Annotated in this window: 21 protein-coding genes; 14 read left to right on the top strand and 7 right to left on the bottom strand. The window is 60.9% G+C overall.

All coding sequences use genetic code 11. The features are described 5' to 3' along the window. Positions 1–149: 149 nt before the first annotated feature. Positions 150–665, bottom strand: a complete 516-nt coding sequence (locus AC0L3L_RS11040) for a lysostaphin resistance A-like protein (RefSeq protein WP_473637572.1) — start codon at positions 663–665, stop codon at positions 150–152. A 231-nt stretch (positions 666–896) separates the two neighbouring features. After that, positions 897–1,394, bottom strand: a complete 498-nt coding sequence (locus AC0L3L_RS11035) for a TetR/AcrR family transcriptional regulator C-terminal domain-containing protein (RefSeq protein ID WP_473637571.1) — start codon at positions 1,392–1,394, stop codon at positions 897–899. Positions 1,395–1,435: 41 nt separating this feature from the next. Between AC0L3L_RS11035 and AC0L3L_RS11030 the strand changes: the two genes are divergently transcribed. The 5 genes from AC0L3L_RS11030 to AC0L3L_RS11010 all read left to right on the top strand — a co-directional run bounded on the left by AC0L3L_RS11030 (position 1,436) and on the right by AC0L3L_RS11010 (position 7,346). Continuing rightward, a complete protein-coding gene (locus tag AC0L3L_RS11030; RefSeq protein ID WP_473488331.1) occupies positions 1,436–2,389 on the top strand; it encodes a LysR family transcriptional regulator in 954 nt (317 codons plus the stop codon). 202 nt (positions 2,390–2,591) lie between these two features. Further along, the gene (locus AC0L3L_RS11025) at positions 2,592–3,605 is read left to right on the top strand and encodes an amino acid ABC transporter substrate-binding protein (protein WP_473637570.1); all 1,014 of its coding nucleotides are present in this window, start codon (positions 2,592–2,594) and stop codon (positions 3,603–3,605) included. A 67-nt stretch (positions 3,606–3,672) separates the two neighbouring features. Further along, entirely contained in the window at positions 3,673–4,860 is a 1,188-nt protein-coding gene (locus AC0L3L_RS11020; protein ID WP_473637569.1) for an amino acid ABC transporter permease, read from the top strand. Positions 4,861–4,863: 3 nt separating this feature from the next. Then, positions 4,864–6,003: an amino acid ABC transporter permease gene (locus tag AC0L3L_RS11015; protein ID WP_473637568.1), complete on the top strand. Its 1,140-nt coding sequence runs from the start codon at positions 4,864–4,866 to the stop codon at positions 6,001–6,003. Positions 6,004–6,167: 164 nt separating this feature from the next. After that, complete coding sequence (locus AC0L3L_RS11010; protein WP_473526739.1) at positions 6,168–7,346, top strand: MalY/PatB family protein; 1,179 nt, start codon at positions 6,168–6,170, stop codon at positions 7,344–7,346. Positions 7,347–7,396: 50 nt separating this feature from the next. Here the strand turns inward: AC0L3L_RS11010 and AC0L3L_RS11005 are convergent, their stop codons facing one another. Further along, a complete protein-coding gene (locus AC0L3L_RS11005; protein ID WP_473637567.1) occupies positions 7,397–8,275 on the bottom strand; it encodes a GNAT family N-acetyltransferase in 879 nt (292 codons plus the stop codon). 242 nt (positions 8,276–8,517) lie between these two features. Here AC0L3L_RS11005 and argE point away from each other — a divergent pair, with 242 nt between their 5' ends. The 5 genes from argE to AC0L3L_RS10980 all read left to right on the top strand — a co-directional run bounded on the left by argE (position 8,518) and on the right by AC0L3L_RS10980 (position 13,671). After that, positions 8,518–9,642, top strand: coding sequence for an acetylornithine deacetylase (gene argE / locus AC0L3L_RS11000; protein ID WP_473526737.1), 1,125 nt, complete (start codon positions 8,518–8,520; stop codon positions 9,640–9,642). Positions 9,643–9,659: 17 nt separating this feature from the next. Beyond that, positions 9,660–10,583 carry a 2-hydroxyacid dehydrogenase gene (locus tag AC0L3L_RS10995; protein WP_473637566.1) on the top strand — a complete coding sequence of 308 codons (924 nt, stop codon included), beginning with the start codon at positions 9,660–9,662 and terminating at the stop codon, positions 10,581–10,583. Between the two features lie 14 nt (positions 10,584–10,597). Continuing rightward, positions 10,598–10,954, top strand: coding sequence for a cupin domain-containing protein (locus AC0L3L_RS10990; RefSeq protein WP_292178204.1), 357 nt, complete (start codon positions 10,598–10,600; stop codon positions 10,952–10,954). A gap of 177 nt (positions 10,955–11,131) precedes the next feature. Further along, the gene (locus AC0L3L_RS10985) at positions 11,132–12,175 is read left to right on the top strand and encodes a tartrate dehydrogenase (protein WP_473488322.1); all 1,044 of its coding nucleotides are present in this window, start codon (positions 11,132–11,134) and stop codon (positions 12,173–12,175) included. A 20-nt stretch (positions 12,176–12,195) separates the two neighbouring features. Continuing rightward, positions 12,196–13,671, top strand: coding sequence for an NAD-dependent succinate-semialdehyde dehydrogenase (locus AC0L3L_RS10980; protein ID WP_473637565.1), 1,476 nt, complete (start codon positions 12,196–12,198; stop codon positions 13,669–13,671). A gap of 109 nt (positions 13,672–13,780) precedes the next feature. Here the strand turns inward: AC0L3L_RS10980 and AC0L3L_RS10975 are convergent, their stop codons facing one another. Then, complete coding sequence (locus tag AC0L3L_RS10975; RefSeq protein ID WP_287174371.1) at positions 13,781–14,470, bottom strand: haloacid dehalogenase type II; 690 nt, start codon at positions 14,468–14,470, stop codon at positions 13,781–13,783. A gap of 321 nt (positions 14,471–14,791) precedes the next feature. On the opposite strand from AC0L3L_RS10975, the gene AC0L3L_RS10970 reads away from it, so the two are divergent. Beyond that, complete coding sequence (locus AC0L3L_RS10970; RefSeq protein WP_473637564.1) at positions 14,792–15,634, top strand: GNAT family N-acetyltransferase; 843 nt, start codon at positions 14,792–14,794, stop codon at positions 15,632–15,634. A 13-nt stretch (positions 15,635–15,647) separates the two neighbouring features. Continuing rightward, complete coding sequence (locus AC0L3L_RS10965) at positions 15,648–17,024, top strand: aminotransferase class III-fold pyridoxal phosphate-dependent enzyme (RefSeq protein WP_473637563.1); 1,377 nt, start codon at positions 15,648–15,650, stop codon at positions 17,022–17,024. A gap of 40 nt (positions 17,025–17,064) precedes the next feature. Here the strand turns inward: AC0L3L_RS10965 and AC0L3L_RS10960 are convergent, their stop codons facing one another. The 3 genes from AC0L3L_RS10960 to AC0L3L_RS10950 form a co-directional block, all read right to left on the bottom strand. Continuing rightward, a complete protein-coding gene (locus tag AC0L3L_RS10960; protein ID WP_123145906.1) occupies positions 17,065–17,541 on the bottom strand; it encodes an Lrp/AsnC family transcriptional regulator in 477 nt (158 codons plus the stop codon). Positions 17,542–17,551: 10 nt separating this feature from the next. Further along, positions 17,552–18,625: a tartrate dehydrogenase gene (locus AC0L3L_RS10955; RefSeq protein WP_473637562.1), complete on the bottom strand. Its 1,074-nt coding sequence runs from the start codon at positions 18,623–18,625 to the stop codon at positions 17,552–17,554. Positions 18,626–18,708: 83 nt separating this feature from the next. After that, positions 18,709–20,034 carry an NAD(P)/FAD-dependent oxidoreductase gene (locus AC0L3L_RS10950; protein ID WP_473637561.1) on the bottom strand — a complete coding sequence of 442 codons (1,326 nt, stop codon included), beginning with the start codon at positions 20,032–20,034 and terminating at the stop codon, positions 18,709–18,711. A gap of 783 nt (positions 20,035–20,817) precedes the next feature. Here AC0L3L_RS10950 and AC0L3L_RS10945 point away from each other — a divergent pair. Both AC0L3L_RS10945 and AC0L3L_RS10940 read left to right on the top strand, forming a co-directional pair. Continuing rightward, on the top strand, positions 20,818–22,482 hold the full coding sequence (locus AC0L3L_RS10945) for an ABC transporter ATP-binding protein (RefSeq protein ID WP_473637651.1): 1,665 nt from the start codon (positions 20,818–20,820) through the stop codon (positions 22,480–22,482). Positions 22,483–22,520: 38 nt separating this feature from the next. Continuing rightward, positions 22,521–24,191, top strand: coding sequence for a peptide ABC transporter substrate-binding protein (locus AC0L3L_RS10940; RefSeq protein ID WP_473637560.1), 1,671 nt, complete (start codon positions 22,521–22,523; stop codon positions 24,189–24,191). Positions 24,192–24,326 lie beyond the last annotated feature (135 nt).

The raw sequence follows: 24,326 nt of genomic DNA, 5'->3' as shown, positions 1-24,326 counted from the left end.
TGCTGGTTGTCGGAAGACGAGCCTTCATGCCGATTCAACCGGCTGCATGCCGGTCGGTTCCGCTGCCTGTTGCAGGCCGTCCCTATCTCTGCCTTCGAGGCCACTCGACTGGATGAAGCGGCCGGCGATGCTGCAGAATGCAGATGCGGCTACCCGCCATGCGCCCGGCCAGGGTTGCCTCTCGGTAACGATTCCGCCTGCGATTTCGGCAAGAGGAACACCGCCCATGGCGCCACCGCGGTCACAACCAGCCAGACCAGTGCGAGCTGGATAAAGCTTTCGTCCGGTACCACCACAAGCTTGATCGTCCCCTGGATCACGGCATGCAGAAACGCACCCGGCCAGATCGAATTCCCCGCCCGCTCGAAGATCGCGGCCAACGGGAAGATCCGCGACAACGCCACCCCTAGTGACACTGCCGCGAGGATCGGCTCCATCGTCCAGAACATCGCGAGATGGACGAGAACGAACGGCACCGCCGCGATTGCAGCCGCCCTCCAGAAGGTCCGCCCCTCACGCAGGTGCCGGAAGAGGAACCCCCGAAACACTGTCTCTTCGGCGATCCCGCCCTGTGCAAAGATGCCGAACGCGAGCCACCACCAGCCATCGCGCAGCGAGAGCGGTAGCCCCGCGATCGCGCAATAGATTGGGATCAGTGTGATCAAGACGACGCTGCCGATCACTGTGAACCAAGTTGCTCCGCTTCGCGGCGCACCGAGGCCTAGCGCCAGCGCCGCCTCTCGCGGCACCTTCCGCGCTACCATGTACTCAACAATGAAGGCCGCAACGATCGTTAGCGTCCCGACAATGAGCCCCCATTCGCCCCGAAAACTCCGGAGCGACCAGAGGGCCAGCAATCCGGCAAAGATGAGAACCAGCCTCACCGCCGCTCCTCCTTATAACCGCAGCCTCTGAGAAAGAGGTCGGCGGCAACTTGCACTCACGGCGTTGCTCTCACGCCGGCTCATCGGCTCGCCAAGCAGCGCTCGGATGCGCGGCAGCGAGGCCACCATCTGTACGAACAGCATAGCCGCCAGTTTCGGCTGGGGCAGGTTAGGCAGAAGCCCCTCCTCGCGCCACGCCTCGAGCGGTTCGCGGATCACCCCCGACGCGCGGTCGTGGAGCTCGATGAAAAGCCGCGAAAGTTCCGGAAACCTGAAGGCCTCGGCAAAAATCAGCCGATTGAGGCCGGCCGTCTCACGCGCCTCGGACAGCGATGCGAGCTCCTTTGCAACCCGGCGCAGAAAGTCACGTGGCGTCTCCGGGCGCTTGCCCGCGCCGACTTGCAAATCCGTAGCGATGGCAGGGCTCGCAAACGAGGCGCGCGTGACTCGTGGACGTTCTCGCCTCATGATGAAAAACCAAGGCCTTATCGGCTCTTTGAGACGGGTCATCTTTCGGTGCTGATTCATGACAAACCATTCATGGCAATCTCATGAGCTTCGATGACCTCGACCTGAATTTGCTGCGCGTATTCGACGTAATGATGCGCGAAAGAAGCGTTACGCGTACGGCATGCGAATTGGGAAGAACGCAATCTGCGATCAGTCATTCCTTATCTAGGCTGCGGCACCTTTTCGGCGACAAGCTGTTCACGCGCGATGGAGGAGTTATGAGGCCAACCCCGCGGGCGGTTGAGCTTCTGCCAGACATCTCAGCCGGATTAGCAACGATTCGAGCCTCGATTGATCGCCATCAAACTTTCGATCCCGCAACCACTCGGCGGAACTTTCGTGTCGGACTCACTGACTACCATGCGATGATAATCATACCACGTCTTCTCAGGGAGTTTTCCAGGCAGGCGCCCGGTGCCACGTTGAACATTATTCCAGCGAACGGGCTCGATATTCCGTCCTCGGTTCATCTTCGACAGATCGACTGTGCATTGACTGGAGCAGTGATCAAGGATGACCCAAGCCTGTTGAAGATCGAACTGGGCCAGGATCGTCTCTTCTGCGCAGTTTGGAGCGGCAGCCAAATCGCAAGTTCGGCGATGTCAATGGAGACATATCTGTCAGCGTCTCACTTGCAGGTTTCCGCCGATGGTGTTTCCAGCGGGCTTGCCGATGCCGCCCTCAAGGAGCTTGGTTTGCGGCGGAACGTGGTCGCGACGATATCGAATTATCTGGCACTTCCGTGGGTTTTGCGAGGCACCGAACTTGTTGCTCATTGTGGTGACGGAATCCTCCAAATCCTTGATAAAGCGAGTGAAGTGACGCTCCTTTCGCCGCCCCTGCCGATCCCAAATGTGAGCGCGTGGTTGCTCCTTCATCCGCAGATGGCCACAGACCCAGGGACGATCTGGCTCAAAGAAGTTCTCTCAAATATCTACTCTGAGTCGCAGATAAAGAAGAGAGAAATTGTTTCTGAGAGAGAACAGAGGAAATAAACAGGAGACACACGTCGCGTTGCTCCAATGAAGTGCGCTGGTATGAGAAGATGTGTCTTCAGACAGGGATTAACGGCTGAAACCCTTACGAGCGTAGCCATGTGTATGAGTGGGGCTCATATTCATCATGACGAGAATGAATTTGACCAATAATGACGCTTGCGCAACCTTGGTGCTCCACAAGAGAATAAGGGGAACCAAGATGCAGGCAATTCTCAAAGGACTGGTCGGAGCAGCTATAGGGCTCGTCGCATCCAACGCGTCCGCCGCGACGGTCGAAAATGTCAAGAAGAACGGAGTTCTGACCTGCGGAACCAACTCAGCGACAGCCGGATTCAGCCTTCCGGACAATGAGGGCAAATGGACCGGATTCGTGGTCGACTATTGCCGCGCTGTTGCCGCAGCGGTTCTGGGGGATGCGCAGAAGGTAAGGTTCATTCCGCTTACGCCGAAGGACCGCTTCACCGCCCTACAGTCGGGCGAGATCGATATACTCGCACATAACGCAACCTGGACGTCATCCCGCGACACATCTCTCGGAATACTTTTTGCGGGCACGTATTTCTACGATGGCCAGGGCTTCATGGTCCGCAAAGCAGAGAACATCGGTTCGGCCAAGGATCTGGATGGCGCGTCCATCTGCGTCACTCAGGGCACGACGACCGAGTTGAATCTCGCCGATTACTTCCGGTCGCATTCGATGTCATACTCGACCGTCGGGTTTGCCGATGAAGAAGCCGTCGTAAAGGCCTACGACGAAGGTCGCTGCGACGTCCTCTCCGCTGACACGTCCACCTTGAATGCGTCGCGCCAGCGTATGGCGAAGGCTGACGACAGCGTCGTGCTTCCCGAACTTATCTCCAAGGAGCCGCTTGGGCCTGCCGTGCGGCAGGGCGATGATCACTGGCTCAATGTGGCCAAATGGACGCTCCTTGTCATGGTAGCCGCCGAAGAGTTGGGAATAACCTCTGAGAATGTCGATGAAATGAAGTCGTCGGACAACCCGAACATTCGTCGGCTGCTCGGAGCAGAGGGCAGCCTCGGAAAGGATCTCGGGCTTGGCGATACCTGGTCCGTGGACGTTATCAAGCAGGTCGGCAACTATGGCGAAGTGTTCGATCGCAATATCGGGAAGGCCTCGCCGCTCAAGATGGAGCGCGGCCTGAACGCTCTTTGGAGTGAGGGCGGTCTCCAGTACGCCCCGCCGATCCGCTAGGCTGGGTCGGTCACGAGCCGCCGGCGATTGCGCCGGCGTCTTTCTTCACCAACACAGGAACAGGGTCATGTCCGATGTGCTGCTCGCCGCGCCCTCGCGCAGGAGCCTGTCCCTGCACGACGCCAAGGTCCGAGGCATCATCTATCAGCTTTTGCTGGCGGGCAGCCTGCTGGCCTTGGCCGTGGGCATTGCCGTTCAGACTGCGTCGAACATGAGGGCACGCGGGATTCCGCTGTCTTTCGGCTTCTGGAACGAGGCCGCCGGCTTCGACATCAATCAGACGCTGATCCCCTACGACACGCTCTCCACCTACGGCCAAGCGTTCTGGGTGGGTGTGGTCAACACCCTCTATGTGAGCCTGCTTGGAATCGTGTTGGCCACAATCTTGGGCTTTGTCGTCGGCATTGCCCGCCTGTCACCGAACTGGATCGTTTCAAAGGTCGCGGCCTCGTATGTCGAGATCATACGCAATATCCCGTTATTGCTGCAGCTATTGTTCTGGTACAATGCAGTCCTGAAAGCGCTGCCTGCGCCGAGGGCGTCGATCGAACTCCCCGGCGGCATCTATCTGAACAATCGCGGTCTCATCATTCCGGAAATCCAGCTCTACGCAGGAGCAGGTAGCGTGGGACTTGCAGTCCTGGCGGCCAGCATCTTCTGCGTCGCTTTTTGGTTCTACGCCAGGCGCACGCAGAACCGCACCGGAAAACAGCTGCCCGTGCTGTGGGTCAGCCTCGCTGCGTTGATTGGACTGCCTCTGGCCGTCTTTCTCCTGGTCGGCTCGCCGGTGTCGTTCGTGACGCCGGAGCTGAAAGGGTTCAATTACCGGGGTGGACACCAGCTTTATCCGGAGTTTGCCGCGCTTCTGATCGGCCTGTCCGTCTACACCGCTTCCTTTATCGCGGAAATTGTCCGCAGCGGGATCCAGGCTGTGCCGAAAGGCCAGACCGAAGCCGCCCATGCGCTCGGGCTTGCGCCGGGCAAAACGCTTCGCCTGGTCATTGTTCCGCAAGCACTGCGCATCATCATACCGCCCCTGACCAGCCAGTACCTGAATCTGACGAAGAATTCCTCACTCGCGGTGTTTATCGGCTACCCCGACCTCGTCCAGATTTTCGCGGGAACGGTGCTCAACCAGACCGGCGCCGCCGTCCAGGTGATGGCGATCACGCTGTCGGTCTACCTCGCGATTTCGCTCGTCATGTCGATGGCCATGAACACTTTCAATCAACGTTTCGCGATCGTCGAGAGGTGATGCATGAGCGGCCAGTCCCTGCATCCGCCCCTGGTTAGCGCTCCGCTTCTGCCGCCTATGGCGCCGCCTTGTGGAATCCGGCCGAGCCCGGCGACCTGGATCAGAAAGAACCTGTTCTCGACACCGTTCTCCGGCGTGCTCACGATCTGCTTCACAGTTCTCGCCGCATGGCTTTTGCAGCAGTTCGTGAGCTTTGCAGTCTTGGACGCAGTCTGGGCCGGCGGACAGGAAGAATGCCGCGCCAACCCTGACGGCGCCTGTTGGCCGTTCATCGTCGAGAAATTCGACTATCTCCGTTACGGGGCGTATCCCGTGTCCGAGCGCTGGCGGGTGGACCTGACGCTGGCAATCGGCGCCGTGCTGATCGTCTGGCTGATGTGGAAACAAGCGCCGCGGCGCAACCTGGCTGGGTTGCTGTTCTTTATTGTCTATCCGTTCGTCGCCTTCGTGCTGTTGAGGGGCGTCGCGTCGCTCGATCTGCCGGTCATCGATACCGTCTTGTGGGGAGGTCTGCTCATCACGCTGCTCATGTCGATCGTGGGCATCGTCTTCTCGCTGCCGCTCGGCGTGCTTCTCGCGCTTGGCCGGCGATCGCAGCTTCCCCTCGTCAGAGCAGTATGTGTCACCTTCATCGAGGTCGTGAGGGGTGTGCCGTTCATCACGGTGCTGTTCATGGCGAATTTCATGATGCCGCTCTTCGTGCCCGACTATCTGACGCCCGATCGGTTGCTGCGTCCGCTGATTGCGATAGCGCTGTTCTCGTCCGCCTACATGGCCGAGGTGGTGCGCGCAGGCCTTCAGGCGATCCCCAAGGGGCAATATGAGGCGGCAAAGGCGCTCGGCGTCAGCTATTTCACCATGATGCGTCTGATCATCCTGCCGCAGGCGCTCACGATCGTTATCCCAGGCATAGTCTCTACCTTTATCGGGCTGTTCAAGGACACGACGCTGGTAGCGATCGTCGGCATTGCGGACTTCCTGAGGGCCGTCGAAACGGCGCGAGTCGACCCGAACTGGGCTGGGCCGACGATCTCCTCGACCGGCTATCTCTTCGCCGGGCTGGTCTACTGGATCTTCTGCTTTGGAATGTCCCGCTACTCGCAGTCGATGGAGCGCGCGTTGGCGCGCGGCCACGAGAGCTAGGAAGCGGAATATGCGACAGACCGTGCTCGACAGTTTCCTGCGCAAAATCCTCAGATAGCGCTCCGAAAGTTCGAGCAGCGGCGAGCGGCAAAAACCACACCCGGAAATCAAGCAATGGCTGTGCAGATGCATCGCAATCTACGGTTGCGGAAAGAAATGTTGGAATGATCGACTTCGACAGGATCTATGATCGCCACCAATTTGGGTCAGTCAAATGGGCCAATCAGTGGGACGAATTCTCGCCTCGGGTCGAGGGCGAAGATCTGCTTTCGCTATGGACCGCGGACATGGATTTTCGCGCGCCTGAAACCGTCATCGCGCGCCTGCGAGAAGCCGCGGACCATGGTATCTATGGCTATACCCGCCGCGACCCCCGTCACTACGAGATTGTGCAATCATGGTTCGCGCGTCGGCACGACTGGTCGCCGGCACTGGAATCCCTGCTGCCGGCGCCAGCGATCATGCCGTCGGTGGCCGCGATGCTTCGGACCTTCACGAAGCCCGGGGACGGGGTGATTGTGCAGTCTCCCATCTACTCGCCTTATTTCGAAGTAATTCAGGGCAACGGAAGGAAGCTGCTGGTCAACAGGCTAAGGTTGCAGAATAACCGATACGAGCTCGACCTGGAGAACTTCGCGAAACTGGCAGCCGGGGCCAAGGCCTTCCTGTTGTGTAATCCGCACAATCCAGCTGGAAAGGCGTGGACGCACGGGGAATTGACGGCGCTGAACGATGTCTGCGAGCGCTACGGCATCCTCGTCATATCTGACGACATCCATTGCGATATCAGATTATCGGATCGCCCGCACATTGTCTTCTCGTCCCTCTCGGAGGATGCCGCGGAAAAGTCATTCATCTGCACGGCTCCAACGAAGACCTTCAATCTGGCCGGCGTGCCCTCCGCAACCGTGTCGGTGGCCAACAAGCAGCGGCGCGAGGCGCTTCTGGCCAGCATGCAGGCATCGTTCATGGTCAACGCCAACTTCTTTGGACGGCTGGCGCTAGAGATCGCCTACAGCACCGGCGCGCCGTGGCTGGATCAGCTGACGCGCTACATCGGCGGTAATGTCGATTTCGTCCTCAAGTTCGCCGAGGATCGCCTGCCGGGCATCACACCGATGCGGCCGGACGCTTCCTTCCTGGTGTGGCTGGATGCGCGCGGGCTCGATCGGAAGGTGGGAGGCGTTCAGCGGTTTTTCGTCGACCGAGCCGGAGTCAATTTGTACGATGGGCGCGTCTATGGACCCGGTGGCGAAGGCTACATTCGCCTCAATGTCGGTTGCCCTCGTCCGCTGTTGCGCAGAGGGCTCGAACGTATGTCCAGGGCGCTGGAGTCGTTGTGAGAGCCTTGAACCTGCACATCTGCTGCTTGACGGCGATAGCGTGCTTGCATTCAGCTCCAGGCGTGGCTGGCCAATCCGTAAACCCAAGGTCCGTTGCTTTCCCGGTTCAGGAACCGGCGGCCTTTGGACATTGTCGTCACGGTCTCGGCAATGCCGAGGCCGCTCTGCTGAAGGAACTCGGCAAACACGCCATCCCTCTCGCGCGTATCGACGCGCGCGAATCGACCTGCCAGCTTCTTCAGATGGACGGCGGTGAGATGGACCGCGTCCTGGTCGCTTCGAGCCACAATGGGGCCAATCACATGGCCGCGCCCGAACTCGCGACACATGGAATAGCCGACGACCTCGCTGCCACGGCTAATGGTGGCTATCGAAGCATCCTCTGCGAGCAACGCAAGTAGCCCCGCACGATTTGTCCCAAACGCACGCGCGTCCAGCTCGGTGATCTCGCGAAGTCTGTCGCTGGGCAGCTCACTGAGTTCACCATCCAGAACTGGCATCGGCGGGAGTTTTTGTGGGGCCTCGCCCTGGCGCATGTAGACGATCGCCTCGCTCGTGAAGCCGAGTGAAATATACAGAGGATAGGCGGGATGGGTTGCATTCAGGGCCAGATTGCGATCCCCGCACTGCTCAAGTACCTGTTCCATGAGCCATCGGCCACCTCCCTGCGCCTGTGCGCGGGGCGTCGTGATCACCAGACCAATGGTGGCAAAATCGTCCCCGTGGGGAAACCACATCGCGCTTCCGAAGACGCGCCCAATTCCGTCAACGGCGACGATGCCGTGGCCGGCGCGGCGCAGTAGGTTCCAGTCCTTGGGGCGATGCGGCCAGCGGACAGAAATCGATAGTGCATGCAGCAGATCAACGTCGACATCATTGATGTCCCGCGCGACCAGTTCAAAGGATTTCAGGCGCACTGATCTCTGCATGTTAGTCGATCCGCTCCTTCAACGAATGCCCAAGGCATGCGTCTTGATCCTGGCGCCTTTAGCCATGTTTGCGACAGGCCTCATTTGCCGCAGCTTTACAGGGGAAAGCCAGCAGGTTTCGCTGATTCGAGGCGTTTTTTCGCAATCTTCAGCCAAAGCACGACGCGATTCGGCAGGGAACACTGCTGCCTACGGATAGGCTGGTCGCACCCGGTGACAATGTGCAAGCAGAGCGGACCGCCATGAACGTGGAAGAAATTCTCGCGACCCTGATTGCATTTCCCTCTGTTATGGGCACGCCAAACGGCGCGATCGTCGATTGGATCCGCGACTACTGTCAGGCAGCCGGAGCCGAGGTGACGGTTCTGCCCGGTCCCGAGGGCGACCGGTCCAACCTGTTCGTCACGGTCGGCCCGCGCGAGGGTCGGGGCTACATCATCTCCGGACATATGGATGTTGTGCCGGCCGGCGAGCCGGAATGGAGCTCGGATCCGTTCGTCCTGCGTCGCGAGGGCAGCAGGCTTTACGGCCGCGGCGCCACCGACATGAAGGGCTTTCTCGCCTGCGCATTGGCCGCGCTGCCGGGGCTTGCGGCGATGAAACTGCGGCAGCCAGTTCATCTCGCATTCTCCTACGATGAAGAGGCGGGGTGCCGTGGTGTGCCGCATCTTCTGGTTGCGTTGCCGATGCTATGCGAGAGGCCGCTTGGCGCGATTGTCGGCGAGCCGAGCCGGATGCAACCTGTGCGTGCGCACAAGGGGAAGGCGGCGGCGCGGCTCGAAGTGATCGGGCGATCCGGCCATTCGTCACGCCCCGATCTCGGACTCAATGCCGTGCACGCCATGGCCGGCGTCATCACGCACGCCGTGGCCTATGGCCAATCCCTCGCCGACGGACCGCTCGATCAAGATTTCGAGCCCCCATATTCTTCCTTGCAGGTGGGCGTCATCGCCGGTGGACAGGCGGTCAACATCATCGCTGGCCACTGCACTGCCGATATCGAGGTACGTGCCGTGCCGGGCGTTTCTCCAGCCTCCCTGCTTGAGCCGGTCAAGGCCGAGCTTTTTGCCCTGCGCGACAGCGGCTTCGAGGTAATTTGGCACGAGTTGAGTTCCTATCCCGCCCTTGCGCCCGCGAAGGGTAGTGAGCTAGCGGCGGTTCTGACCGAGCTGACGGGGCAGGAGCCGCTCACAGCGGTTAGTTACGGCACGGAGGCCGGGCTTTATCAGCAGGCCGGTATCGATGCGATCATTTGCGGCCCCGGCGAAATTTCCCGCGCGCATCGTCCCAATGAATACATCGAGATCGGTGAACTTGCTGCCTGCCAGAGCATGATCGAGGATCTCGGCGCGCGCCTTGCAGCATGAACTAGAGGGCGGGTTCCATGGCATTTCTTTTCAATTCCGATGCGGCGCGTGCTGCGGTGTTCCGCGAGATCTTCGCGCGCGAACTCCCGGATCTGGAATTCTTCCATTCCGGCGAGGAGATGGAGCCGGAGAATGTGCGCTATCTCATCACCTGGACAGTGCCGGACGAGATCTCGCGCTACCGCAATCTGGAAGTGCTATTTTCCATCGGAGCGGGCGTCGACCAGTTCAATCAGGACGTGGTGCCAAGCCATGTGAAGCTTGTGCGCATGGTCGAGGATGGCATCATACGCATGATGCAGGAATACGTCGCGCTTGGCGTGTTGGCGCTCCACCGGGAGATGCCCGCCTATCTCGAGCAGCAGAAAAGGTGCCTCTGGCAACCGATTGCCGCTCGGCAGGCGGCCGAACGCCGGGTCGGTTTTCTTGGTCTTGGCATGCTGGCGCAGGCGGCAATCGAGCTCCTGAAGCCGTTCCAGTTTCCGCTAGCCGGATGGAGCCGCCGCGAAAAGCGGATAGAGGGCGTTGCCTGTTTTCACGGCGCCGATCAGTTGCCCCGCTTTCTAAAGCAGACGGACATTCTCGTCTGTCTGCTACCGCTGACACAGGAAACGAGCGGCATTCTCAATGGCGGGCTCTTCTCCTTGCTACCAGCCGGGGCGCAGCTGCTGCATGTCGGCAGGGGTCCGCAACTCGACCAGGCCGCGCTGATCGACGCGCTCGACACCGGTCACCTAACTGCGGCGATGCTTGATGTCACTGATCCAGAACCGCTCCCGGAAGACCATCCGCTGTGGTCGCATTCGAAGGTGATGATAACGCCGCACATTGCCTCGGTGACACAATCGCATACGGCGGCGCAATCCGCCGTGGACAACATCCGGCGCCACCGCGCCGGCAACGAACTGATCGGCCTCGTCGATCGAACGCTCGGCTACTAACCAGGAAACCTCACATGTCACTGCTGACCACGATTGACACAAATCCCGCCTTCACGCCGAAGGAGGCATTGCCGCTGCCGGAGCGGCTCATTTCTGGCACTCCATCCTTCAAGACCTGGGCGCAGGATGCCTCGAAAGGTGAGAAGGTTCTGACCGGCGTCTGGGAGGCGACCCCCGGCGAGACGCATTCGATCAAGGGCACTACCTACGAGTTCTGCCACATCATTTCGGGTGTGATCGAAATCGAGGAGAAGGCGGGCGAGACGAAGACCTACCGCGCCGGCGACAGTTTCGTGATGAAGCCCGGTTTCGTCGGCGTCTGGCGTACGATCGAGACCGTGCGCAAGATCTACGTCTGCGTTTATGACTGAGTTCAATGCCCAAGGTCCGGCCGAATAGCGCGCGCGGCGGTTCCAGAACAATCGACTTTCCAAGTTCCGCCTGACGCGATTCAACGCCGTCGGGCGGCTCATCCTCGACGGAAAATGCGGCGCGTGGTCCATTATTGTTCCGATGAAACGCTAGTGCCGGATGAGGACCTCCATCAAATGACGACCTATAAAATAGCGCTCATCCCCGGCGACGGAATCGGCAAAGACGTGACTGGGGCGGCATGGCAGGTGCTGCAGGCGGCGGCAAAACGCGGCGGTTTCGCCCTTGATGGCACAAGCTTCCCATGGTCGTGCGCCTATTACCTGGAAACCGGCGCAATGATGCCGCCAGACGGCATCGAGATACTGCGGAAATTCGATGCGATCTATCTCGGTGCTGTGGGGTGGCCCGCCGAAGTGCCCGACTCAGTATCGCTTCACGGACTGCTCCTGCCGATCCGGAAAGGGTTCACGCAGTACGCCAACATACGACCGCACAGGCTGTTGCCGGGCGTTCAGGGGCCCCTCCGATCCGATGGTTTCGACATCCTGTGCGTACGCGAGAATACGGAAGGCGAATATTCCGGTGCCGGCGGGCGCGTTCATTCCGGCACAGCCAATGAGGTCGCGATTGAGACAGCAATCTTCACGCGTGCGGGTGTCGAACGGATCATGCGTTTCGGTTTCGAACAGGCCCGGGCGCGCCGCAAGAAGCTCGCATCTGTGACCAAATCCAACGCGCAGAAACATTCCATGGTTTTCTGGGATGAGGTGACGCGCGAGATAGCGAAGGACTATCCCGATGTGGAGGTCTCGCACTACCACATCGACGCCATGGCTGCCCGCATGGTGCTGGCGCCTGACAGCCTCGACGTAATCGTCGCCTCGAACCTGTTTGGCGACATCCTCACCGATATCGGAGCGGCCATCCAGGGCGGGCTGGGTTATGCCGCCTCTGCCAATATCAATCCCGATCGCAGCGCACCTTCCATGTTCGAGCCTGTCCATGGTTCGGCACCCGATATCGCGCATCTCGGCGTCGCCAATCCGATCGCCGCGGTCTGGTCCGGTGCGATGATGCTGGAGCATCTGGGCGAGCGGCATGCTGCGGCCGAAGTGATGTCGGCGATCGAGTCCGTAACCGCGCAGGGCATAGGCACGATCGCAGGCAAGGACCGGACTGAAACAATCACGCGAGCCGTGCTTGCGGCATTGAGCTGAAAGGGCAGAGGAAAAAGACCATGAATGCGATCACGAAGATTGGCACCTTTAACGATACCGACCTGTTCCGCCAGCAGGCGTTGATTGGCGGTGTGTGGCGGGACGCGGACACAAAGGCCGTCGCCGAGGTCACCAACCCTGCCAGCCTGAATGTTCTCGGCACCGTTCCCGACATGGGGGGCGACGAGACCAGGGCCGCGATCGGCGCTGCGGCCGAGGCGTTCAGGAGTTGGAAGAAGAAGACTCATGCCGAGCGCGGGGGACTGCTGGAACGCTGGCACGACCTCATTCGCCGGCATGAACAGGATTTGGCGCTTCTGCTGACTCTGGAACAGGGTAAGCCGCTTGCCGAGGCGCTCGCGGAGATCCGCTACGGCGCGTCGTTCGTGAAATGGTTTGCGGAGGAGGCGCGCCGGATCGGTGGCTCGACCATTCCGTCACCCACTGCCGATCGCCGCATTCTGGTTCTCAAGGAAGCAGTCGGCGTCTGCGCCGTCATCACCCCGTGGAATTTTCCGAATGCGATGATCACGCGCAAGGTGGCGCCCGCACTTGCCGCCGGCTGCACGGTGGTGATCAAGCCGTCGGAGTTCACACCCTTTTCGGCGCTCGCGCTCGGCGTCCTGGCGGTGCGGGCGGGCATCCCGGCAGGCGTTATCAACATCGTAACCGGCATGCCGGCGGAGATCGGCAAAGAGCTGATGGCCAACGAAACGGTGCGCAAGATCTCCTTCACAGGTTCAACCCGCGTCGGCGCGCTTCTGATGAAGGGCGCCGCCGACGGCATCAAAAGGCTCAGCCTCGAGCTCGGCGGGAACGCGCCTTTCATCGTCTTCGATGACGCAGATCTCGATCTCGCCCTCGAAGGGGCGGTAAACTCCAAATTTCGCAATGGCGGCCAAACTTGCGTCTGTGCCAACCGCATTCTCGTGCAGGCCGGCATCTATGAGGCGTTTGCTGCCAAGCTCGCCAGCCGAGTTGCAGAGATGAAGGTTGGCGCCGGTACAGAGGAGGGCGTCGTCATCGGGCCGATGATCAATGGGGCCGCCATCGAGAAGATCGAGCGGCATGTCGCCGATGCTTTGGAGAAAGGCGCCCGGATAATTGCCCGGAGCGAAGCAGTGCCGGAAGGCAAGCAATACGCCCGGCCTATTCTGCTCGGCGACGCCACGACCGAAATGCTGCTGGCGTCGGAAGAGACGTTCGGGCCAGTTGCGCCGTTGTTCCGTTTTGAAACCGAGGAGGAAGCCATCGCGATCGCCAATGGAACACCCTTCGGCCTTGCCGCCTATTTCTACACGGAAAACCTCAAACGATCGTGGCGTGTGGCCGAGGCGCTGGAGTTCGGTATGGTCGGGCTCAACACCGGCCTGATCTCGACAGAGGTCGCTCCGTTCGGCGGTGTGAAGCAGTCGGGGCTGGGGCGCGAAGGATCGCAGCTGGGGATTGAGGAATATCTGGAGGTCAAGACGCTTCACGTCGGCGGGTTGAATTAGAGGCCTTTTCGAATCTCAAGAGCGAGACAAGCAATGAGAAAGGGGCGGCCGAACCGCCCCTTTCTCATTCGATACTTCGGATGCCGCGATGGCCGGAGGCCCGCCAGCCTCAAGCAACTTCCCGAACGGGCTCCAGTCCGACGGCGGCGGCCAGTCCTCCGATATCCTTGATCTCGGTGTATTCGTAGAAGGGGTTCGCGGGCTCGTGGCCGCGATTCACCCAGACCTTGCTCTTGATACCGAGATCATAGGCGGTCATGAGATCGTAGCGGAATGAGGACGACACATGAGTAATGTCCTCAGGGCCGCAGCCGAGCTTGTCGAGCATGTATTCAAAGCCCTTCATCAGCGGCTTATAGGCGCCAACCTCTTCGGCGGTGATGACGGTGTGAAAGGGCGCGCCGAGCTTTTCCACATTCGACATGATCAGGCTGTTCATGGAGTTGGACAGGATCACCAGTGGGATTTCCTTGGCCACTCTGGACAGGCCAGCCGGGACGTCGGGGTGCGGACCCCAGGTTGGCACTTCGTCATAGATGCGTTGGGCATCTTCGGGTTTGAACTGGATACCGATGCGCTTGCAGCTGCGTTCGATGGAATTCTGCACCACCTCGAGGAAGGGTTTCCATGGCCCCAGCACCTCGTCAAGGCGATAGCCTCTAAAAGCCTCCACGAAGCTGGCCATTGCCTCTGGGGAGAGGCGCTCGCCGTAGACGCGCCGCGCCGCACCGGCCATATCGAAATTGGTGAGCGTGCCGTAGCAGTCGAAGGTGATATATTTCGGTCTGAACGTCGACATGGCGACCATCCTCCTAGTTTTCTCGGCACAGCGTGCCTGTACCACGATCACCATAGTCGGAGATCTGGAAGACTAACGGCCGCATTCGCTGCGACCTGAAGCAGATCGTTTCGTATTGCATCGCCGGTTTGGCAGAGAGTTGCGCCACGTGTCCTTTCGAGCTTTGGGAGCAGCGCGGCCTGTCGGCCATGCTTCGGCAGAAGATGCGGCGCGAGCGGCGAAGGATAGTGAAAACGCGTCGCGCATGGCTGCCGGTCGGGAGGAACTGCTGTCTTTGGTGGTCTACCGTTAGCACCTGAAGACGAAGGCCGGAAATTCATCATGACCACACAACAGATCATCCTTGAAGAGATGACACCGGGGCACCTGGAAGGTGCTGTCGAGTTGTCTCGCCAAGTTAGATGGCCGCATCGCCGCGAGGATTGGGAGCTGGTCCAGTCGGTCAGCCGGGGGATCGTCGCTCTGGAAGAAGAACGCGTGGTGGCGACCATCATGATGACCCCCTACGGCGACGATGCCGCCGCCATCAACATGGTGATCGTCGATGCGGCCATGCGCGGCCGCGGGCTCGGCCGAAAGATGATGGAAGAGGCGCTTGCCAAGGCGGGTGAGCGCACCTGTTGCCTGGCGGCGACACGGGAAGGTCTGCCGCTCTATGAGAAGTTGGGCTTCGTCACGACTGGCGAGATCGAACAGCATCAGGGCGAGGCATTGCCTGTTTCCGCGCCGGCCCGTGTATCCTGGGCCGAGAGCGGCGATCTTGCCCGCCTCGGGGTGCTGGATCGCGAGGCATTTGGCCATGACCGTTCGGCGCTGATGAAGCTGCTTCGCGAGCGCGCGAAGTTCGCTGTCATTCGCGATGAAGGCGATACCCAGGCCTTTTCCGCCATCCGGCCATTCGGCCGGGGGCTGGTCATTGGGCCGGTGGTGGCGAGAAACGGTACCGAGGCCAAAGCCCTGATCGACTTTCTGCTCGCCCATCATCAGGGCCAGTTCGTCCGTGTCGATACCGACGTTTCAACGGATCTTGCTGAATGGCTCACCGGGCGCGGGCTCGCGCCCGTCGGCGGTGGGATCACGATGCGACGCTCCATGGCCACGCCCAAAGAAAGCAAGCCCGTGCATCACCGCACATATGCGTTGGTCAGTCAGGCACTCGGTTGAATCGGAGGAAGAAATGCTGGCAAACTCACTGATCGAACTCGATCGCGCGCATCTGGTTCACCCGTTTTCATGCTATCGGAGCCACGAGGAAACCGGTGTGCGGGTGCTCAAATCCGCCAAGGGCGCGATGGTGACCGATGCAAGCGGGAAAACGCTGCTGGACGGATTCGCGGGTCTATGGTGTGTAAACATCGGATACGGGCAGGAAAGCGTCGTTGAGGCAGCGGCCAAGCAGCTAAGAGAGCTTCCCTATGCGACGGGATACTTCGGGCTGGGGTCCGAGCCCGCCATTCGTCTTGCTGCCAGACTTGCCGAACTGGCGCCCGGCGATCTGAACCATGTCTATTTCACGCTGGGCGGTTCCGACGCAGTCGACAGCACGATCCGTTTCATCCGCTACTACTACCATGCCAAGGGTACGCCGCAAAAGGACCAGTTCATCTCGGTCGAGTATGGCTACCACGGATCCTCGACGGCAGGGTCCGGTCTGACCGCGATCCCCGCTTTCCATGCGGGCTTCGGCGTGCCTTACGACTGGCAGCACAAGATTCCCTCGCACTACGCCTATCGCAATCCGGTCGGTTCCGATCCGCAGACGATTATCGACGCATCGGTCGCGGCCCTGCGCGCCAAGATCGCGGAACTCGGCGCGGACCGCGTTGCGGCCTTCTACGCCGAACCCATTCAGGGTTCGGGCGGTGTCCTCGTTCCACCGACAGGCTGGCTGAAGGCCCTGCACGCCGTGTGCAAGGAACACGACATTCTGTTCGTTGCCGACGAAGTCATCACTGCCTTTGGCCGCACCGGTCCGCTCTTCGCCTGTGAAGAGGACGATGTGGTGCCGGATTTCATAACCACGGCGAAGGGACTGACCTCGGGCTACGTGCCGATGGGCGCAGTCTTCATGTCGGACCATGTCTACAATACGATCGCGGACGGAGCCGGCAAAGCGCCTGTCGGCCATGGCTACACCTATTCAGCCCATCCTGTGAGCGCGGCGGTGGGGCTGGAATGCCTGCGTCTCTACGAAGAGGGCTTGCTCGAGAACGGGCGGAAGGCCGGGAAGCGCTTGATGGAAGGCCTTCGCTCGCTCGCCGACCACCCGCTGGTTGGCGATATTCGCGGTCGCGGCATGCTGGCCGCGGTCGAGTTGGTCACTGACAAGGAGCGCAAGACGCCGCTGCCAGCGGCAGCCGATCCGGGTCGCCGTATTTTCGACCGCGCATGGGCGAACGGCCTCATCATCCGCGCCTTCAACAGCGGCATCCTGGGCTATGCGCCACCGTTGTGCTGCACGGAGGACGATATCGATGGAATCCTCGAACGCACGCGGATGACGCTGGACCAAACCCTCGAAGACAAGGACGTGCGGGCAGCAATGAAAAGATGATCGTCCAGACTGCCGCCGCATGCGCGGGGCAGCCTCTTCCTCATCTGCCGAATATGGCGTCGAGCGGCAGGTGAGATTTCACGATAGGGGATTTCAGCACGACGAAGCTGAAATATTTGTCGATGCCGATGTCCATTTCGACAAGGCGCTCCATGACCGTCTGGTATTCGGTGATTCCCGCTGTGACAAACTTCACCAGGTAGTCGTAGCCGCCTGAAACAAGATGGCATTCGATGACGGAATCGATCTTCTCGACAGTGGCAAGAAACCGCGCGAAGTCGTTCTGCCGATGGTTCCTGAGCGTGATCTCGGTGAAGACCGTCAACGTCTGCCCGAGCTTGGAGACATCGATCTGGGCGGAATAACCGGTGATGAAGCCTTCCGCCTGAAGCTTCTTGACCCGCATCAGGCAGGGGCTCGGTGACAGATACACCAGCTCGGCAAGCTCGACGTTGGATATCCGCCCGTTCTTTTGCAGCTCGGAGAGAATTTTGATGTCGATCTTGTCGAGCTTCATCAGAAACCTGTCACACGTTCGAACCGCGGATCGTCCGGCAAACGGCGTCCGTTACTTCCTGCGTGGTCGCGGTGCCACCAACGTCCGGCGTCAGCACGCCTTCCCTTGTCACCGATTCCACAGCGCACATCAGCCGGTCGGCCGCTTCGCTTTCCCCCAGATGGTCGAGCATCTGGGCGGCGGTCCAGAAGGTGGCGACAGGGTTGGCGATACCTTTGCCGGCAATGTCGAACGCCGAGCCGTGGATAGGCTCGAACATCGAGGGATAGCGCCGCTCGGGATCAATATTGGCGGTCGGTGCTACGCCGAGACTGCCCGCAAGCGCGCCTGCAAGGTCCGACAATATGTCGGCGTGAAGATTGGTGGCGACGATCGTATCGAGGCTCCGTGGTTTCAGCGTCATACGCGTCGTCATAGCATCGACCAGCATCTTGTCCCACGTGACGTCCGGGAATTCCCGTGCCACCTCGGCGGCGATTTCGTCCCACATTACCATGCCGTGCCGCTGCGCGTTGGATTTCGTAACAACTGTCAGGAGCTTTCGCGGCCGTGACTGCGCCAGCCGGAATGCATAGCGCATTATGCGGGTGACGCCGACGCGCGTGAAGATCGCGACCTCGGTTCCGACTTCCTCGGGAAGGCCGCGATGGGCGCGGCCGCCGTGGCCCGAATACTCGCCCTCGGAATTCTCCCGCACGATCACCCAATCCAGATCGCCAGGGCCAACGCCCGCCAGCGGCGAAGCAATGCCCGGCAATATCCTGGTCGGCCGCACGTTCGCGTACTGATCAAAGCCTTGGCAAATCGGCAGCCGGAGGCCCCAGAGAGTGATGTCGTCGGGCACATCGGGAGCACCGACCGCGCCAAAGAAGATAGCGTCGAAACGCTTCAGCTGCGTCACACCGTCCTCGGGCATCATCCGACCATGGGCCTTGTAGTAGTCTGAGCCCCAGTCGAAGTGCTGGACGCGCAGCTTGAAGTCGCCGCAGCGCTCTTCAAGTGTCTCAAGCGCCTGGAGACCGGCGGCAATGACCTCTGGGCCGATCCCGTCGGCCGGAATGGCGGCAATCTCATATACGCGCATCGTCACTTTCCCTGTTTTCGAGCTGGCCGCCTCGCGGCCTCGATCTCGTGTGCGACCGGTTGGACGTTGGCAAATCGGTCTTCTTAGAATTCAGCGACCTTGCCCCACGCAGCGGTCTTCAGACGCTCCGGCCTATAGGGACGCGGATCGACGATCGGCTCGCTGCCGGTGATGATGTCGGCGATCATATGCCCGGCGCCGGGGCCGATCCCGAAGCCGTGGCCGCTAAATCCCGCCGCCAGGATGAAGCCCGGAATCCCCTCGATTTCACCGACTGCCGGGATGCCATCGGGCGTGCTGTCGACATAGCCCGCCCAAGCATGAGAAATCGCGGTGCGCTGGAGTTCGGGCAGCAATTCGCAGGCTCTTTGATATGTCAGGCGAATCTGCCTCATGTCAGGTTTGGGGTCGAGAATCCGATTCCGTTCCATTGGTGTCACGTCGTCAAGTACCCATTTCCTCAGGCTTTCATGACCTTGACGCCAGCCCTCGAACGCTCCCGGGGCCAGACTGCGCCAGCGGCGGGCGAACATGGGCACGAACTCGCGGCTGAACCTGAGCTGCTGCGGCGTTGGATCGACGCGCGCCCGCCCGCTGATCGCCAGCGCGTATCCACCGTTGCCGCGCCGCGTCAGCGAGACGCGCGCGGTATGCAGGGCATCCGGCAGGCCATTTGCGCCCGGCGCTACGGCTAGAATGGACTGACGCACGGCAGCTTGCGGGAAACGAATACCAAGCTGGTTGCAGAAGGAAGAAGCCCACGCGCCTCCGGCCATGACCACGGTCGTTGTCCGGATGGTTCCCGCTTCTGTAACGACACCGCTGACCCGGCCGGCGCTCAACTCTATGCCGCGAGCCGCGCAGTATTGATGTACCGTGCCGCCGGCCGCCATGATGCCGCGCGCGGCAACGGGCACCGCCTTTGAAGGATCCGCCGTTCCGTCAGTTGGCGAGAACACGCCGCCCTTCCATTTGCGGCCGGTCGCCTTGCCCCGTTCGGTGGCTTCTTCCGCGCTCAGCATATGTGTCGTGACGCCGACCGTCCTTGCAAAATCGCGCCACTTTGCCCAACCTGCGAGTTCATCGTCGTTCTGCGAGAGATAGAGCAGCCCGCAACGGCGAAAGCCGGTGTCTTCGCCAGTCTCCTGCGCCACTTTTTCCCAGAGATCGAGGCTCTTGGTTGCCATCGGCAACTCGCGCGCGTCACGGTTCTGCTGGCGGCACCAGCCCCAGTTGCGGCTGGACTGTTCGGCGGCAACGCGCCCCTTCTCCAGCAGGGCAACGCTGACACCGCGGCGTGCGAGATAATATGCCGTGAATACGCCTACCACGCCGCCGCCGATGACGACGACGTCCGCCTCGCGAGGCAGGGAAGGGCTGGCATCGATGTGCATGAGCGGCGCGGGCATGGATGGGGACTCCGGTAATTTGAAGCATCCTAACCTGCCGCCTGCAGAGGCAGGCTGCGAAGTTTGTGCCTGGACGGAATATCGTGCGGCCAGCGGCCCCTAGGACGGGCAATTGTTCGGAGAAAAGCTCGCTGTCACCGGGGCAAGCAGGAGTACACTTCATACAGTCGCGTCATCCAAGGCATGGCTACTCACAGCGCGACGCACAGTTGCCGACCCTGATCGGCAGTGCCTTGGCCGACATTGCGATGGGCCGCACCGACACCGATCCGCTCGACCGAATTCTGGCACAGGGTGCCGACGCACGCCGGAAGCCCTGATTCCTGCCCGTCGTGGGGCCTATTACCGCATGAAGGATATGGTTGCCTGATCATGTCGCGGACGCCGAACAGCTGCAGAGTGAAATGCCGAACTGGACGTTCTTTTCAGAAGTTCCTGCCGCGCGAGGGCCAAGTTTCGATGACTCTGCGGAAACAAAACAGTCAAACTGGCTGAAAGAACGGAGCAGCCCTTCCTTATGGCAGGCAAGCTCCAGAGGACTTCCGATAGGCTGGCTTACGCCTTCGGAGATTTCTCCAAGAAAAGGGAACAGTGTCCGGTACACGGACCGGATTTCATCAAGGGAGCCGCCAGGATGAGCAGAATCCGTTTCTCGCAGCCTCAGGGCGCGAAGCGCCGAGATGGCCAGACGACGGCCGCTACAGTGAGGCGCTTCTGCTCAAAGGGCGATGATGCGGTCCGCAACAGCGTGGACCCGCTCGGTTGAAAGGGGAGGTGATCTCGATGATCGCAAGCATTCAGGCCGTAGCCCCCCACGATGTGGCGCTTTCGATACGCGACCTCACGGTGAGTTTGCCGGAAGGCATGGAACGGACCCATGCCGTCGAGAACATCTCCTTTGACCTGAAGCGCGGACAGATCCTGTGCATCATCGGCGAATCCGGATCGGGAAAGTCTGTCACAGCCAATGCGATCATGGGGCTTCTGCCCAAGGTGATCCGCGTCTCCTCGGGCGCCATCCAGCTGGATGGGATGAACATCATAGGCCTGTCGCCCGACAAGCTGCGCAGCTTACGCGGCCGGGTTGTCTCGATGATTTTCCAGGATCCGCTCTCTGCACTCAACCCGCTGATGACGGTGGGCGCGCAGATCGACGAGGTCATGGCGGCGCATGGCGTCGGCACCCCGAAATCCCGTCGCGGCCGCGCTATCGAGTTGCTGACCGAGGTGGGGCTGCCCGACCCCGAACTCATGTACCATCAGTATCCGTTCCGGCTTTCTGGCGGGCAGCGGCAGCGGGTTATGATCGCCATGGCGTTGGCACTCGAGCCCACGATCCTGATTGCGGATGAACCGACGACCGCGCTCGACGTGACCACCCAGGCACAGATTCTGGACCTGATCCGCGACATTCAGCGCCGCAAGGGAATGAGCGTCATGTTCATCACCCACGACTTCGGGGTGGTGGCCGAGATCGCAGACAGTGTCGTCGTGATGGAGAAGGGCCACATCGTCGAACAGGGTAGCGCCCAACAGGTCCTGAAGTCGCCTAGCCATCCCTACACTCGGCGTCTTATCGCAGCCGTCCCGCACCTGACCGGTGAGGACCGCGTTCCTTTGGAGACGGCCGACAAAGCGCCGATCCTGAAGGTCGAAGGCCTGGTTAAGACCTACCGCAGCGGCAGTTCCCTGTTCGGCTCGCAGCGCGTCGTGCCCGCGGTCAACGAGGTCTCGTTCGATCTGGCGCCCGGGCGTACGCTGGGCGTTGTGGGCGAAAGCGGTTCCGGCAAATCGTCGCTTGGCCGGCTCCTGATCAAGCTGCTGGACAGCGACGGCGGCGGGATTCTGTTCGAGGGCCGCGACATCGCGAAGCTTTCCGAAGTCGAATTCCGCCCGCTGCGGCCGCGGGTTCAGATGATCTTCCAGGATCCCTTCGCCTCGCTCAACCCGCGATCGACGATCGGCCACATCCTGACCGTTGGCCCAGTCGCGCACGGGACGCCCTATGCCCAGGCGCGTGATGAGGCGAAGGCGCTCCTGGCTCATGTCGGACTCGATGCCGGCGCCTTTGGTCGCTTTCCGCATGAATTTTCCGGTGGGCAGCGCCAGCGCATAGGCATTGCTCGGGCGCTGATGTTCAAACCGAAGCTGCTGATCGCCGACGAAGCTGTGTCGGCGCTCGACGTGTCGATCCAGGCCCAGATCCTGCAGCTGCTGGACCAGATCCGGCGGGAGACCGGCGTTTCGATGATCTTCATCACCCACGACCTGCGCGTCGCCAGCCAGATCTGCGACGAAATCGCGGTGATGCAGAAAGGGCGGATCGTGGAACGCGGACCGCCCTCGCAAATCTTCCTCGACCCGCAATCAGCCTACACGCGTGAGCTGGTGGCGGCGATTCCTGGAGAGCAGCCGGGATCTACCCGTCCGGTTGCAGCAAATGGGTAAGAGCCACGGCGGATGCCGCCAGAACAAGGGGAATTCCAATGACTGAACGCTCAGACACCAAATCAAACTACTCGCGGCGCGATGCACTGCGATTGATGGCGATAGGCGGGGCGGCAGGCCTCATTGCGCCCAATCTGTTGGGCAAGCCCGCCTTCGCCCAGACCCCGCCAGCGAGCCCAACCGGTCGCGTCGTCGTCGGACTTTCGCAGGAACCCACCGTGTTCAATCCGTTGATGCCGCATATCGAGGTCGACGACGCTGTGCATTTCTCGCTTTTCGATGCGCTCTTCCGCATGGATCCCAAAGGCGTTCTTCAGCCCAATCTTGCGGTCGAAGTGCCAAGCCAGAAAAACGGCGACATTTCAGAGGACGGTCTTAAGTGGCGCATCCGCCTGCGTGACGACGTCCGCTGGCACGACGGCAAGCCCTTCACGGCTGAGGATGTGAAATTCACTCTTGAGCTCATCACCAATCCGCAATTCCGCGCCTGGCGCACGGCCGGCCATTCGCTGGTGCGCGATATCAAGGTGGTCTCGCCGACCGAGTTGACCTGGCGGATGGAGGAGGCTTTCGCCCCCTACCTGTCGTTTCTCGCCGAAACCTTCATGGTTCCCAAGCACATCCTCGAAAAAGAGGCCGACCCTAACGCCGCCGCCTTCAATCAGGCGCCTGTCGGCACTGGCGCATTCAAGTGGGCGCAGCGCGTTGCCGGTGACCATATCGAACTCGTCGCGAACGCGGATTATGTCGGGGAGGGCCCCTATTTGGAGCGGCTCGTCTTCAAATACATCCCCGACATGACGGTGCTCTACACCCAGTTCAAGAGCGGCGACATTGATCTTGTCGACCAAGCATTCATAACCGCCGACCACTACGCGGAAGCCAGCAAACTATCGGATCGTGTGGTCAAGCTGGAGCCTGGGGCATCGGTCGAGTCGATCTATCTCAATCTTGAGAAGCCGCAATTCAAGGACCCGGCGGTCCGCCAGGCGCTCTACGCCGCAATCGATAGGAAAGCGATCCTCGAAGCAATTTATTACGGGGTCCACACCCCCACCGAGACGTTCATGCCGCAGAGTTCCTACTACTACAATCCGAACCTGCCGGCCCAGGAGTTCAACCTCGAGCGCGCGGGCCAGATCCTCGACGAGGCCGGCTGGGTACCCGGAGCCGATGGAATACGGGTGAAGGACGGGGTGCGTCTGTCGTTCGCCAACTCCACCACCTCCGGCAACCACCTGCGCGAGCAGACGCAGCAGTTCCTGCAGCAGACATTCGCCGAGATCGGGGTGGAGATGACCATCTCGAACCTGCCGGCCGCCGTCATGTGGGGCGATTTCTGGCTCAAATCGCAGTTCGAGTCAGCCATCTCCGGTGTAACAAATGTCATCGCGGGCGACCCCGACGTTTCCAACCGCCTGCACACCAAGGCGATCGTCGCGAAGGGCGGAAAGGGCTCGAACACAGGCCAATACTCCAACCCGGAGGTCGATGCGCTGCTTGAGAAGGGCACCCGCACCTTCGATCGGGAAGTGCGGCGCGCCATTTATCTGCGTGTGCAGGAAATCGTCCGTCAGGATCTGCCGTTCCTGCCTCTGTTTGCCTCCACCAACGTGTTCGGCCGCAAGGAAGGGCTGGAGGGTTTCGAGGCAAATTCCAACACCCGCGTCGCATCCTGGCATGCCGCCGGATGGTATTGGAAGGGCTGACATACATACGCCGCGGCCCCCCCCCCGCGGGGGGGGGGGGGGGGGGGGGGGGTTTTAAATGGGGGTTTTTTTGGGGGGGGGGGGGTTTTACCCCGGGCGGCGGGCCGGCAACAGGGGCGGGTGGGGGGGGGGGAA

The sequence above is a fragment of the Mesorhizobium sp. WSM4849 genome (assembly GCF_055811385.1).
Note: the sequence above shows the minus strand (reverse complement) of the source record. Positions and strands in the feature narration are given on the sequence as shown.

What these genes read in the sequence shown, in the direction of transcription:
- AC0L3L_RS11010 (WP_473526739.1), top strand. Translation starts at nt 6,168, where the DNA reads ATGATCGACTTCGACAGGATCTATGATCGCCACCAATTTGGGTCAGTC.
- AC0L3L_RS11035 (WP_473637571.1), bottom strand. Translation starts at nt 1,394, where the DNA reads ATGACCCGTCTCAAAGAGCCGATAAGGCCTTGGTTTTTCATCATGAGG.
- AC0L3L_RS10975 (WP_287174371.1), bottom strand. Translation starts at nt 14,470, where the DNA reads ATGTCGACGTTCAGACCGAAATATATCACCTTCGACTGCTACGGCACG.
- AC0L3L_RS11015 (WP_473637568.1), top strand. Translation starts at nt 4,864, where the DNA reads ATGAGCGGCCAGTCCCTGCATCCGCCCCTGGTTAGCGCTCCGCTTCTG.
- AC0L3L_RS10965 (WP_473637563.1), top strand. Translation starts at nt 15,648, where the DNA reads ATGCTGGCAAACTCACTGATCGAACTCGATCGCGCGCATCTGGTTCAC.
- AC0L3L_RS11030 (WP_473488331.1), top strand. Translation starts at nt 1,436, where the DNA reads ATGAGCTTCGATGACCTCGACCTGAATTTGCTGCGCGTATTCGACGTA.
- AC0L3L_RS10945 (WP_473637651.1), top strand. Translation starts at nt 20,818, where the DNA reads ATGATCGCAAGCATTCAGGCCGTAGCCCCCCACGATGTGGCGCTTTCG.
- AC0L3L_RS10960 (WP_123145906.1), bottom strand. Translation starts at nt 17,541, where the DNA reads ATGAAGCTCGACAAGATCGACATCAAAATTCTCTCCGAGCTGCAAAAG.
- AC0L3L_RS10995 (WP_473637566.1), top strand. Translation starts at nt 9,660, where the DNA reads ATGGCATTTCTTTTCAATTCCGATGCGGCGCGTGCTGCGGTGTTCCGC.
- AC0L3L_RS11020 (WP_473637569.1), top strand. Translation starts at nt 3,673, where the DNA reads ATGTCCGATGTGCTGCTCGCCGCGCCCTCGCGCAGGAGCCTGTCCCTG.
- AC0L3L_RS10990 (WP_292178204.1), top strand. Translation starts at nt 10,598, where the DNA reads ATGTCACTGCTGACCACGATTGACACAAATCCCGCCTTCACGCCGAAG.
- AC0L3L_RS10980 (WP_473637565.1), top strand. Translation starts at nt 12,196, where the DNA reads ATGAATGCGATCACGAAGATTGGCACCTTTAACGATACCGACCTGTTC.
- AC0L3L_RS10950 (WP_473637561.1), bottom strand. Translation starts at nt 20,034, where the DNA reads ATGCCCGCGCCGCTCATGCACATCGATGCCAGCCCTTCCCTGCCTCGC.
- AC0L3L_RS10970 (WP_473637564.1), top strand. Translation starts at nt 14,792, where the DNA reads ATGACCACACAACAGATCATCCTTGAAGAGATGACACCGGGGCACCTG.
- AC0L3L_RS11005 (WP_473637567.1), bottom strand. Translation starts at nt 8,275, where the DNA reads ATGCAGAGATCAGTGCGCCTGAAATCCTTTGAACTGGTCGCGCGGGAC.
- argE (WP_473526737.1), top strand. Translation starts at nt 8,518, where the DNA reads ATGAACGTGGAAGAAATTCTCGCGACCCTGATTGCATTTCCCTCTGTT.
- AC0L3L_RS10985 (WP_473488322.1), top strand. Translation starts at nt 11,132, where the DNA reads ATGACGACCTATAAAATAGCGCTCATCCCCGGCGACGGAATCGGCAAA.
- AC0L3L_RS10940 (WP_473637560.1), top strand. Translation starts at nt 22,521, where the DNA reads ATGACTGAACGCTCAGACACCAAATCAAACTACTCGCGGCGCGATGCA.
- AC0L3L_RS11025 (WP_473637570.1), top strand. Translation starts at nt 2,592, where the DNA reads ATGCAGGCAATTCTCAAAGGACTGGTCGGAGCAGCTATAGGGCTCGTC.
- AC0L3L_RS10955 (WP_473637562.1), bottom strand. Translation starts at nt 18,625, where the DNA reads ATGCGCGTATATGAGATTGCCGCCATTCCGGCCGACGGGATCGGCCCA.